Annotated in this window: 8 protein-coding genes; all 8 read left to right on the top strand. The window is 45.8% G+C overall.

The window, feature by feature from the left end:
* Positions 1–83 precede the first annotated feature (83 nt).
* Positions 84–368, top strand: coding sequence for a 30S ribosomal protein S6 (gene rpsF / locus HMPREF1863_RS06520; RefSeq protein WP_068368852.1), 285 nt, complete (start codon positions 84–86; stop codon positions 366–368).
* Between the two features lie 20 nt (positions 369–388).
* The gene (locus HMPREF1863_RS06515) at positions 389–895 is read left to right on the top strand and encodes a single-stranded DNA-binding protein (protein WP_068368849.1); all 507 of its coding nucleotides are present in this window, start codon (positions 389–391) and stop codon (positions 893–895) included.
* A 21-nt stretch (positions 896–916) separates the two neighbouring features.
* Positions 917–1,141 (top strand): 30S ribosomal protein S18, encoded by a 225-nt coding sequence (gene rpsR / locus HMPREF1863_RS06510; RefSeq protein ID WP_068368846.1) that lies wholly within the window; start codon positions 917–919, stop codon positions 1,139–1,141.
* A 334-nt stretch (positions 1,142–1,475) separates the two neighbouring features.
* Entirely contained in the window at positions 1,476–8,042 is a 6,567-nt protein-coding gene (locus tag HMPREF1863_RS06505) for an S-layer homology domain-containing protein (RefSeq protein WP_068368844.1), read from the top strand.
* A gap of 145 nt (positions 8,043–8,187) precedes the next feature.
* Positions 8,188–9,096, top strand: coding sequence for a DUF2232 domain-containing protein (locus HMPREF1863_RS06500; RefSeq protein WP_269746517.1), 909 nt, complete (start codon positions 8,188–8,190; stop codon positions 9,094–9,096).
* Positions 9,097–9,100: 4 nt separating this feature from the next.
* Positions 9,101–11,107, top strand: a complete 2,007-nt coding sequence (locus HMPREF1863_RS06495; protein ID WP_068368838.1) for a DHH family phosphoesterase — start codon at positions 9,101–9,103, stop codon at positions 11,105–11,107.
* The gene (gene rplI / locus HMPREF1863_RS06490; RefSeq protein ID WP_068368834.1) at positions 11,104–11,550 is read left to right on the top strand and encodes a 50S ribosomal protein L9; all 447 of its coding nucleotides are present in this window, start codon (positions 11,104–11,106) and stop codon (positions 11,548–11,550) included. Before HMPREF1863_RS06495 ends, rplI begins: the two co-directional genes overlap by 4 nt.
* The gene (dnaB, locus tag HMPREF1863_RS06485) at positions 11,550–12,875 is read left to right on the top strand and encodes a replicative DNA helicase (protein WP_068368831.1); all 1,326 of its coding nucleotides are present in this window, start codon (positions 11,550–11,552) and stop codon (positions 12,873–12,875) included. The genes rplI and dnaB overlap by 1 nt, the downstream gene beginning before the upstream one ends.
* Positions 12,876–12,881 lie beyond the last annotated feature (6 nt).

Genomic DNA, 12,881 nt, shown 5'->3' with positions numbered 1-12,881 from the left:
GAAAACCTATAGAACTTATAATGGCTCAGATAGGTATCCTTGCTCGTTAATCGAGCCGTCAGTCCACAAGGAGGTGACAGACAATGAACAATTACGAAGTAATCCTTATGTTCTATCCCGATGTTGAATCTGAAAGACGTGAAAAACAATACGATCGTCTTAAAAAGATTATCGCCGATCACGGTACGATCAAATCGGAAGATGAATGGGGCACCCGTAAACTCGCTTACGAAATCGAAGATTATAAAGAAGCTTTCTACACACTCGTCGAATTCCAAGCTGAGCCGGAAGCCATTAAAGAATTCAGCCGTATCGCAGGTATTTCGGATACCGTTATGCGTCACATGGTCGTTCGCGTAGATGAATAAAAAACGGGATTGGTGATATCGTGAACTTAGTTGTACTTTATGGAAGATTGACTCGAGATCCGGAACTCCGCTACAGCCAAAACGGCACGGCAAACACCTTTGCCACCATCGCCGTAGACCGTGGTTTGAGTAAGGAAAAAAGACAGGAAGCGGAAGCTAACGGCCAACCGACAGCTGATTTTGTAAGCATTAAAGCTTTCGGAAAAACGGCCGAATTATTGAGCAATTACTTTCACAAGGGTAATCGGATTGCAATTGAAGGCAGGATCAGCACCGGAAGCTATGAAAAAAATGGCGAACGGGTTTTCACAACCGACGTTGTCGTAAACCGCGTCCATTTTATCGAATCGGCTAAAGAATCCGGTAATATGGGTGCTAATCCGGGTGGCGCAGGCTTTAACGCTCCGCCCACTAACATGGCTTATCAACCTGTAAATTCCGGGAATAACCCGAACGCCGGCGGCTTCGGTCCGAAGTCTGACGACGAGGGATATTATCCCATCGACAACAATGATATCCCATTTTAACTTCAGTTAAGGGGTGAGAATATGCAAAGAAGATTTCGTTCCAGAAAAAAAGTCTGCATTTACTGCGCAGATAAAGATAAAAAGATCGATTACAAAGATACACAAACGTTAAAGCGTTTTATTTCCGATCGCGGAAAGATTTTACCGAGACGTGTTACCGGCGCTTGCGCTAAACACCAACGTAAAATTACCACTGCCGTAAAACGTGCGCGTCAAGTTGCACTTTTACCTTACAGTGCCGACTAATCGGAGAGGCTCCCTGCACGGGGAGCTTTTTTTGTTGGATAAAATCGGCGAAGCAGTGAAAGATTTTTATAAAATTGTGTCAACTTTATGAAACTTTCATAATATTCGATCCGCTGTTAACCCAGGGAATAGGGAATATAAACATTGAAAAGAAGCCATTTTCAGTTCCGTAACGACAAAAAAGTAAACCGTGGTTAATTAAAAAAACTAAAAGTTCTTTCTTGACGGCAATAAAATTTTTGGCTATTCTATAGACGATAAAAGTTATCATTATCAAAGAAAAAGTGTTTTTGCTCTCGACTCTTAAAGAGTCAATTTATAACAGGAGGATTGAATGAAAGGAAAAATGAGAGGTAAACGTCAAATAAGTTTGGCCATGGCACTCATGACCATTTTGGGATCGAGTCAACCGATTTTTGCATTTACACCGGCAAAGGAGGATACAAAACAAGCGATCATCCGAAAGGCGGATGAGATTTTAAAGAATCAGTCGATTCAAAAACATCTCCTCGGCACCGATTACTTAGCACCGAAACATAACTCTACTTATACGCCGGGCATCGACCTGGGTGACTACGAAGATGTGGAAGGCAAGGGAAAGCTTTACGGCAAAGATTCCTATATTTTAACGCCGGACCAAATCATTGAAACGCCGTGGTACGAAATTTATAATTTGGTGGCTCGAGCTAAAGAAAGTGTAAATAGCTTAGATGAAGCGAAAGCACAACGTTTACTCGGCGAGTTGGATACGATTTTACAAATCTATGCCTTAAACAGTGATACGAAGCTAAAAGAAGATGGCGACTATAAAGGAAATTATAAACTGGTCGATGTTCAATTAGTGGATAGCGACGGGCAAACAAACATTTATAAAGATTTAGGTACGGAAAAAGCGGATGCGAAGGGTCTTTTCCAAGAAATGGAAGTGACCAAATGGGGCAATGAGTTGGAAGTGCTTTTTGTTGCCAATAAAAACAAAGTATCTAAAATCAACAGTATGGTAATGAAGAGCGTCGCGGGAAAAGAAATTCGCGTTTCCCTTGGCTCCAGCGACCCGCAAGATCCGACGAAGACAAACTTAGTCGCCATTCCCATTCCTGCTGAATTAGACGGCTCGCAACTCGTCGTCGAAAGCATGAGTTATGTAGATAATCAAGGTGCTACAAAGCGGACGGGTCCTTTCGGTATTAAAATTGACTACAATACCATGCGTAAAACGACAGATAATTATAACCGCTATGAGAAAAAGACCAAGGCGAGAATTAAGTATTGGATTAAACGGGGCGAAATTTTAATCGGTAAATACTTAGATGCCGATGTACCGAAGGATCAGGCACGGATTAAAACGGTGCGGGAAAGCATTGAAAAGCTTAACCAATTACGCAATTCCAAGAAACCGTCGATGACGGAGGCTTTAAACATCGCTCAGCCGATTTACGAAATCGAAAATGCCTTTACGTTGCTTGAAATTTTAAATGAGCGTATTCATGAAGCCATGGACGACTTAGATTCCGGTACGATCTACAATGACAAAAAGTATACCAAGGAAAGTTTGGAAGCTTTTAGAAAGTATCTCGAAAAAACGGAACAAGAAGCAGGCGATATGGATGTGCCGGAACTGGTATCCAAGATCAGTGAGGTGCAAACTGCAAGCCAAAACAATCTTCTGAAATACAATACGGAAGCCCTACAAAAGCTTTTGAAAAAGGCGGACAAGTATGAAGAAAAATACTATGAAGAAGAATCCTTTGCCCAGTTTAAGCTCGTAAAGATTCAAGCGAAAAAGTGGGTTGAAGATAATGCCACCTATTCGCCGAACTTAGATGAAACATCGGATCACGTAAAGGCATTGGAGCAGGCGATCAATGCACTGCAAGCGAAGTCCGGCATGACGCCGCCTGAAATTAAAGAAGATGAGCGGGGCAAACAAGGGAAAGTGATGTACTCCATCCCCGTCACTTGTGAAAATGATGCAATCAAAAAGTGTTTGGCAGGCCCTGTAAAATACATTCCCTCGGAAAAGAAATACATTTTCTCCTTTAAGAAAGATGGGGATAACTTTGTCAATGAAGCGACGTCTAATACATCAGATTTCACGAAGAAGACAGGCGAGGTAATTGAAACTCTAGGAGAAGATGGCGGATACAAAATTGCCAAGACCATTGAGTTTGTCGATCCGGATACCAGCCTTGGCCCCATATATGCGAATGTAAATTACTATGATGGAAATAGGATGGGCACCGATAAAAAGAGTGTCAAATTCACCTTAGATATGACCAAGAAACAATTAATCGGTGGCGAGGAAGACAAGCCGTCCACGGAGCCCTATGATGTTACCATCGAGTATCAAAACCAAAATGGCGCCGGCAAGACCCATATGGAACGCTTGGTATCGGAAAAAGTTAAGTATGATCCGGTACAAAAGACCCTTACTTTCTACGCGAATCCTGAAATGGACGGCAAAAAAGTAAAGTCTTACCTTGAAAATATTAATTACGCTCCGAAGGGAACGTATATACCGGCGGATATTACGAAGAAAGTAGAATATGGTTTAGTATCCGAAAAACCGGATGTGGCAGGAGGAGCTGCTGAAAAAGCAGATGTTCCCATGGCATTTGTCTTAAAATACGACATCGATTCCAAAGAGAAAATTGCCGTCAATACCGATGTGGTCATTGGTCATAGCGACAAGCAAACGCAAAAAACAGGTGACACCATTTACCTCCATGTAAAGGGCGGAAAAGTGAAGACGACGAAAGAAGAATTGAAAGAATTGCAACTGGCGTTGCAAAACCGCATCAGTGATTTAAAAACCAATCACGCCATGGTTTCTAAAATTCTTCCCGAAGAAATCGACGTCTTCGACCACGTCGATCGCGGCGGCTCCGAAGAAAAAGTCGTTACGAAGAAAGTTAAAATTAACGACGCTATAGAAAAGGCACTCGGCCGCGCAGAAGTAGTGGATACAAAAGATCCCGAAAAGATCAAAGCGTGCATAAAGGAATTAGATGATCTCTCCCTTTCGATTTTGCCTTGGGTCAGCTTTATAAATGCAGTGGACGGCGAATCGCAAAATCTCGAAAAGTATAAGGCGGACACCCATTTCATCCCATCGACAGTGGCTGAGGCGGAAAGCAAATGGAAAGAGATTAAAGGAAAAACCACGGCCGCTATTTCCCGCGAGGATATTCGCGCGTATTCCCAAACCCTTACGTCTCTCTATGACGGCTTGCGTTTAGATCCGGAACCCTTGGAAAAGCTGGTAAAAGCTGCAGAAGAAAAGATTCAATCGGGCAAATATCAAGATGCCGGCGTCAAGGCGCTTAAAGAAACAATCGACGGCTACAAAGAACCGGACATCAGTTACCAACCTTATCCGGGCGGCCCGAAAATCGACTATAAGGGTAACTCCAACTCCAAAGGGGCGAAAGCGTACCTTGCCGATATCAAGGCACCGAAGTCTACCTATAAGAAAGATCCAAGTGACACGACACAAAACGGCACCAATTTGGATACGTCGGTTTACGATAGCTGGGTTTATCGTGTAGATGCCGGAATCAAGGCATTAAAACTGAAAGAAGCCGGCGATGTTACCAAGACTGCCTTGGAAGATGCCATTCAAGAGGCTGAAAAAGCCTTAGAAAAGAATAAGTCGAAAGAGGCGAAGGATACGTTGCGTGCGGCCATCGCCGATGCGGAAAAAGCAAAGGACTTTACGGAACAAGATAAAATCAATGATGCGGTTGCAACATTAAATGCCGCTATAAAAACTTATGAAGAGTCGAAAGATGTCTTTAAAACCGAAGCCTTACAAGCTGAAATCGATAAGGCGAAGAAACTTTTAAAGGCGACTAAAAAAGAAGAAGTAGTTAATGAAAAGCTTGCCATTGCCATTCAAGAAGCGGAAAAAGGCTTGAAGGCGGACAGCCAAGACAAAGTCGATGCCGCCTTAAAGGCCTTACAAGATGCCGTGGGAGAGTTCCAAGCATCCCCCGACAGAGTGGATCCGAATGCGAAGATTGAAGCGACGAAGACGGTCAACATTCAGCTGTATAAAGAGAAGAAAGATGAGCCGTCTATGGCTAACAGTGCCCTTTGGAATCAAGGGAAGCTCACCAAAGAAAATGGCAAGTGGTATTTGGAAATGCAGTGGGTCGACATGACTGCAGGTGAGGACAATAAAATCACCGGCGCCATTACGGATCTTTCCTATGCTGTAAATGGTGAAATGAAAAAAGCCCAAGTCTTAGCAAAACGTGATGTAACAGTGGGCTCCAACAAGTATGAGTCGCCGACTCGTGTTAAAATCGAAGTGACGGAAAATCAACAATTTGTTCCCGTTAAGGTATCTTATAAGACATCCCTCGGACCTCAAGAACACTCTCCGGCAGCGCGCATCGCCATCGACTGGCAATCGGCGACGGATGGCTTTAACGAAAACACGTACAAGGTAGACAAAGGGCAATTAATCGATGCCGTCAAACTTTATGAGATGCTGGCGAATGCCGCACAAGGCGTCAATCAAGATTTAATTGACGGCTTAAAGACAAATCTTGAAAAGGCAAAAGCAGTGATCAAAAATGGCGACGCGACCATTCAAGAGGTCAAAGACGTTTACAGCGACTTGGATAAAGCGGGCAGCGCCGTCAAATTTGCCGATGAAATTTACCGCGTGCACTTAACACAATTAAAGGCCAACCTCAACGAATTCAAAGGCGAAACAGGAAAGTACACGAAAGAGTCCTTGGAAAAATACGAAACTGTTATTACCCAAGGTGAAAAGGCATTAAAAGATGCAAAAACCTACGATGAAATTAAAGCGGCTTACGACGCCATTAAAACCATCGACGATAATCTACGTTATGATACGTCGGCGTTAGAGGCAAAAGTCAAAGAAGCTTCCGCCATGATGAATGGCAAGTACACTCAAGAGAGCAAAGATAATTTAGACGTCAAAATTAAAGATGCAAACAAGTGGATTAAGGAAGCAAAAGAAAAAGGTATTAAAGCCGGCTATAAGGCGCCTGATCTGTCCAAGGCTTTAGATGCCGCCATGAAGGGCATGGTAAAAGAAGGTGAAGTGCCGGCTAAAGTGGATAAGACAAAGTTGAAAGACCTTATCCGCGAATGTGAAGCAATGGATCTTAGCAAGTATACCGATAAAAGCAAGGATGAATTTGCGAAGAGACTAAACGAAGCGAAAACCGTAGCGAACGACGGTGAGGCAACGAAGGAAAATGTAGATGCCGCCTTCAATGATTTAAAGGCGGCAAAAGAGGGCCTTGTAGAAAAACAAGCACCTAAGGAAAAAGTAACCGTCACCTTTATGAGCGACAAGGGAACGGCGCCTGCTGCAGTTACCGTGGATAAAGGAATGAAGATTGCTGTTCCCGCCGGCTTTGAAGAAAATGCTTCAAAAGTTAAGGTAGACGATGTGACCTATGTTTTCAAGGGCTGGTACGACGGCAATGAAAAATTTGATTTCACAAAACCTGTTAACAGCAACAAAACGTTAACCGCTCGCTGGGAACAAGTGGAAGCACCTGCCGATCAAGAGGCTATTTACAATGTAGAATTTTCTTGGAAGAAGATGAATAGCGATGACGACGCGATGATGGGTAAAGTCTTTAAACACCCCGCCCAATTGATCGTCAAAGGTAATAAGGCCTTCTTCAGAGTGGAACTGCAAGATGCAGGCGAAGGGATCTACGTTACCGACATGGCCTATAAAGGTGAAACCCTCGTGCCGTCGAAGACGACAGAAGTCACTGTCGGCGGTGTTACCCAAATGAAGCCTGCGGCATTTGATATTCCCGTGGATATGAATGATGTGAACAAGACCTTTAGATTGACAGTGACCGTTGGGGCAAAGGGAATGAAGGGCAAGGCATCGGCAGACTTTGTCGTCGATGGCGCCGGTAAAACCTCGACACAACCTGCTCCTCAAGTGGACAAGAAGGCGCTGAATCAATTAATCGCCGAATGCGATGCTTTGGATTTAAGTCGTTACGAAGAAAAAGGTAAGAGCGATTTTATTGCGGCACTAAAAGATGCGAAGGCGATTTCGCAAAAGAGTGCTGCAACTAAAGAGGATGTGGAATTGGCCCTCACGAAGTTACAACAGGCAAAAGGGGCTTTAGTACTGAAGAAAGCGCCGAAACCGGAAGAAAAACCGGATACGCCGAAGCCCGATATTAAACCGAGTCCTCAAAAACCCGAAGTGGATTCAGGCAATTCCGGAAGTGGGTGGTACTTCTCTCCGATTCCGTCAAAATCTGCAGGAAAACAAACGGAACCTGAAAAGAAAAAAGAAGCACCCGAAACGAATAAAAAACATGTGGAATCGTCGAAAGCTCCCGAAGCAAACTTTAGCGATACTGCAAACCACTGGGCAAAAGAATCCATTAATTATGTAGTTAGCAAAGGGTACTTTAAAGGCGTAGGCGGTAATCGTTTTGCGCCGAATAATTCGATCACCCGTGCGGATTTTGTTACCGTCTTGGGACGTATGGCGGGTGTCGACCAAAGCAAGTATACGAACAATGTTTTCAAAGACGTCAACGGAGGCTACTATGCCGCCTATGTCAACTGGGCAAATGAAAACGGAATTGTTCAAGGAATCGGCGATGGTAAATTTGATCCCAAGCGTCCCATTACCCGTGAGGAAATGGCTGTTATCATGAACAAGTTCTTACAAGTGACGAACAAAACGCTTCTTGAAAAAGAAAGCAAAGCTTTCACCGACGATGGAACCATTGCGCCGTGGGCAAAAGATGCAGTGCATCATATGGCGAAGCTTGGAATCGTTAAGGGCATGAACGACGGATCCTTTGCTCCTCGTTCAAGCTTAACGCGAGCACAAGTGGCACAAATCCTTTACAATGTAGATAACAATAAGTAGTGAATGATCTCCAAATAATAAAAATGAACTTCGTGAGCAGAAGCTTGCGAAGTTTATTTTTGTTAGGCGAAAAAGGGCGCGAATAGAACTATCGTGGGAATTATGGTAAAATAGATCGATATGAGGTGATAGATTGTATCGTAAAATGTCAGGCTTAAACGTACTTAAGCTGTTTTTATATTCCATTCTGTTGTTTTTAGGTGGAATGGTCATGCCCATCTTTTTTGCCTTTATTCCGGCACTTTTCTTGTCGGAGATGCGACGCCAAGGGGTTCTTCCCGTGGCGGGCGTATTTTTAGGTGTGTGCGTGATCTTGGGTTTTTTAACCGATCCCATGACGGCCCTTTCCCTAATGACCATTATGGGCCCGTTAATTCTCATATTGGATTATTGCATGCGCACCGACAAGAGCGTGGACTTTACCATGGCCGTCGGCACGCTTTTATTTATCGCAAGCTTCGGCTTTATTCTCTACCGGAGCGGCACTCTACACTTAATTCAAACCGGCGAATTTTTATCCTATGCCGATAATATTCAGCAAGAGATCATTAAAAACGCGGGCCTCTCCTCTATGGATCAGGCGCGCATCGCCCTGCAATTAAAGACCTTTATGCGCCGCGCCATTAGTCTCGTACCCGCCTTCGTTGTGCTTTCGGGGCTTTTAATGAGCTATGTATCCTATCGCATCAGCGGACGGAACATGCGCATTGCCGGCGAAAAAGTCGTATGCCCCGGACCTTTCTTCCTCTTGCGCTTGCCCCGATTGGCTATGATTCCCTCGGTGGTATTGGTGGCAATAGGTTACGGCCTTATGCAGTCGTCTTTCCCCGGAATCGAGCTTTACGTATTGAATCTCGGCGCCGTCGTGGCGACGCTCTTGGCCTTTCAAGGCCTTGCCATCGAAAGCTTCTTCCTACTGCGCTTTGTGCGTCAGCCTTTGGCGAGAGGTTTGATTATGTTTTTAACCCTAACCAATCCCGTAGGGCAAATGGCCCTGGCGGCTCTCGGACTCATCGATCAAGTCCTGAACATCCGAAACATTCAAGGAGTGTGATACTATGGACCATCGATTTTCAGTAAAAGATTATTATCTCTATTTAGTATTGATCGCCCTCTTGGCCGTGGCACTTTTTATCTTTAATCCCGTCCTCGGCACATTAGGCGTCATCGCCTGGGTTATTTCCGCCTCTTACGCTTATCGCACGGCGAAAAAGTTTAACGAAACCCTAAGCGAACAATTTCAATCCTTGCACAAGGATTTTGAAAAAGTAACGGAACGCGCTATTTTCTCCATGCCTTTTCCCATGGTGGTCACCGATAAAAGCGGCGTCATCATTTGGCACAACTCCCATTTCGCCACCCTTTTAGACGGCGACAATTTACGGGGCAATGTGCTGCAAAAAGAAATTCCCGACCTTGGCAAAAATGCGGAGAAAGAAGAGGACGGCGTGCGTACTGTGGAAAACGGCGAAACCGTCTTGATTAAGGATGTGCCTTTCGCCACTTATCGAAACATCGTCGACTACCAACGAAGCGGCAACGCAGACATACTCTGCCTTTATTATTTCGTAGACCGCAGTGCCCTCTACGATTTGGAACGTCTTTACGACGATGTAAGCAGCGTGGTCATGGTCGTGGAAGTGGACAACTTCGACGAAGTGGTGGACGCGGCGCCTACATCGAAAAAGCCGTTGCTCATCGCCGAAATCGACCATCGCATCAACGAATATTTCCGTTCCCAAAATGCCCTCGTGCGCAAATTCCAGGAAGATATGTATCTGATCGTCATGCGGAAAATGGATATGGAACCTATGGTGAACGAAAAGTTCGCCATTCTCGACCTTATTCGGGAAATCGACGCGGGCACTACCGTCAACATTACCCTTTCCGCCGGCGTCAGTCGTCCGGGCCTTACCTTTATGGAAGCCTATAAAGAAGCGGACACCTGCCTCGATGTCGCCTTAGGCCGCGGCGGCGACCAAGTGGTCGTGCGTACGGAAGATACCTACGCTTACTTCGGCGGCAAGAGCAAGGCCGTGGAAAAGCGGAACAAGGTTAAGGCGAGAGTATTGGGTATCGCCCTTCGCCAGTTGATTGAAAAATCGCCGAAAGTATTTGCCATGGGCCACACCAATCCCGACATGGACGCCATCGGCGCCGCCGTCGGCGTCATGCGCGCGGCAAAGAATCAGGGCAAAGAAGGCTATATTATTTTAAAAGAATCCAACCCTTCCATCGATTTGCTGTTAAAAGTCATGGAAAAGGAAGAGCCGGAGCTTTATAAGCACATTATTCCCGGCGAACGGGCGGAAGAGCTTTTGCGTCAAGACGATCTTTTAATACTCGTAGACAATCACAAGCCTTCCTTTACGGAACACCCGCCTATGTTGGAACGCACATCCAATGTAGTGGTTGTGGACCACCACAGACGGGGCAGCGAGTTCGTCAACGATCCGGTGCTGAATTATGTAGAGCCTTACGCGTCCTCTACCTGCGAGCTGATTACGGAAATGCTCACCTATATGTACGACGACATGGACTTAACGGAATTTGAAGCCAACGCCCTGATGAGCGGCATCGTCGTGGACACGAAGAACTTTACCTTTAAAGCCGGCGTAAGAACCTTTGAGGCGGCATCGGCTCTCAAACGTGCCGGGGCAGATATGTCGAAGGTACGCTACTTCTTTGAAGACGATTACGACACCATTATTTCCCGGGCGGAAGTGGTACACAATGCCCGCATTATTTTCGACAACATCGCCATTTCCAAACTGGAAGGCGACTCGCCCAATTCCGTCTTGGTCAGCGCCCAAGCTGCCGATGAACTTTTGGGTATTCACGGCATTAAGGCGTCCTTCGTCCTCAACAAGAAAAAAGACACCGTTCATATTTCCGGAAGAAGTTTCGGCGAAATCAGCGTGCAACTGATTTTGGAATCCATGGGCGGAGGCGGCCACTTGAACATGGCGGGTGCCCAAGTGAAAAACGACGATATCGATGTCGTTGAAGCACAATTAATTCAAGCCATCAAAGACTATTTAGAAAAAGGAGAAAAAGAAGAATGAAAGTAATCTTATTAGCAGATGTCAGTAAATTAGGCAAAGAAGGGGATTTAGTCGATTCTAAATCCGGTTACGCTCGCAACTTCTTATTCCCTCGCAAACTTGCCGTAGAAGCTACGCCTGAAAATCTCGAAAACTGGAAAGAAATGAAGGCGAAAGAAGCGGCCGATGAAGCGGAAAGAGTGCGTCAAGCGGAAGAAACCAAAAAACTTTTGGAATCCAAATCCGTAGACTTAAAGGCTAAAGGCGGCGAAGGCGGCAGATTATTCGGCGCCATTACGGCAAAAGATATTGCCGAACGCATGGATGAACTTTTCAACGTCAAAATCGACAAGAAAAAAATCGTCCTTTCCGAAAACATTAAGGCCACCGGCAACCACAAGATCACCGTCAAACTTCACGGCGACATTACCGCCGATATTACCGTCGTCGTAACTGCTGAATAATGAGCGGCGACGGAGCCAGAGTCCCTCCTTACGACGAGCAGGCGGAAGCCTCCGTCTTAGGTGCCATGCTTTTGGATAAGACGGCCATTACCACGGCCGTCGAAATTATCCGCGGCGACGATTTCTATTACGACAGCCACAAAGCGATTTTCGAGGGGATTCTTCGACTTTATAACAAAAATGAGCCTGCCGACATGATTACCTTGTCCGATTTTCTGAAGAAGAACGGACAATTGGACGCTGTCGGCGGTTATACTTATTTAGGGCGCTTAACCTCGGGCACCGGCGCCATTTCAAACACGGAAGCTTACTGCCATATTATTAAGGAAAAATCCACCCTGCGCTCCCTTATTCGTGCCGGGGGCGAAATCGTAAATGACGCTTACGAAGATGACGACGACGTAGGCGCCATTATCGAAAAAGCGGAAAAATCCATTTTCGACATTACCCAAGACAATCAACGCAACGGCCTCGTACCCATGAGCGACGTGATGGTGACCACCTTCGATATTATGCAGCAGCGAGCGGAAAACAAAGGCGGCCTTACGGGGCTGACCACGGGCTTTATCGATTTTGATCGCAAGACATCGGGTTTGCAAAAGGCGGATCTCGTCTTATTGGCGGCGCGCCCTTCCATGGGTAAGACCGCACTCATGGTCAATATTTCCACCAACGCCGCCTTAAAAGGCAATGCCTCTGTGGCCATGTTTTCCCTGGAAATGAGCCGCAATCAATTGTCTCAGCGTATCCTTTCCTCCCTTTGCCACGTGGACCTTATGAAAATTATTTCAGGCGATCTTACCACCGAGGAATGGACAAAGGTCATCGAAACCATGACCTACATGAACGAAATGAAAATTTCCATCGACGATACGGCAGGCATTACGCCCTTGGAAGTGAAAGCGAAATGCCGCCGCTTAAAGGCGGAAAAAGGACTGGATCTCATCGTCATCGACTACTTGCAACTGATGGAAGTAGGGGGGCGCTCGGAATCCCGTCAACAGGAAATTTCATCTATTTCCCGTCAGCTCAAGGGCATCGCCAAAGAACTCGACGTTCCCGTCATCGCCCTTTCTCAACTTTCCCGTGCGCCGGAAATGCGCGCCGATCACCGGCCCATCCTATCCGACCTTCGTGAATCGGGCGCCATCGAGCAGGACGCGGACATCGTCATGTTCCTTTACCGCGACGAATATTACAATCCCGACACGGAGAAAAAGGGTCTCGGCGAATTAATTATCGCCAAGCATCGTAACGGGCCCACGGGCACGGTGGAACTTCTGTTCAAAAACGAATACACGAAATTTGTCAATCTACAAGTTTAATCGGAG

The sequence above is a fragment of the Aedoeadaptatus coxii genome (assembly GCF_001553115.1).
GTDB lineage: Bacteria > Bacillota > Clostridia > Tissierellales > Peptoniphilaceae > Aedoeadaptatus > Aedoeadaptatus coxii.
Note: the sequence above shows the minus strand (reverse complement) of the source record. Positions and strands in the feature narration are given on the sequence as shown.

Coding starts and splice junctions, on each gene's coding strand:
- HMPREF1863_RS06495 (WP_068368838.1), top strand. CDS start 9,101: ATGGACCATCGATTTTCAGTAAAAGATTATTATCTCTATTTAGTATTG.
- rpsR (WP_068368846.1), top strand. CDS start 917: ATGCAAAGAAGATTTCGTTCCAGAAAAAAAGTCTGCATTTACTGCGCA.
- HMPREF1863_RS06500 (WP_269746517.1), top strand. CDS start 8,188: ATGTCAGGCTTAAACGTACTTAAGCTGTTTTTATATTCCATTCTGTTG.
- rpsF (WP_068368852.1), top strand. CDS start 84: ATGAACAATTACGAAGTAATCCTTATGTTCTATCCCGATGTTGAATCT.
- dnaB (WP_068368831.1), top strand. CDS start 11,550: ATGAGCGGCGACGGAGCCAGAGTCCCTCCTTACGACGAGCAGGCGGAA.
- rplI (WP_068368834.1), top strand. CDS start 11,104: ATGAAAGTAATCTTATTAGCAGATGTCAGTAAATTAGGCAAAGAAGGG.
- HMPREF1863_RS06505 (WP_068368844.1), top strand. CDS start 1,476: ATGAAAGGAAAAATGAGAGGTAAACGTCAAATAAGTTTGGCCATGGCA.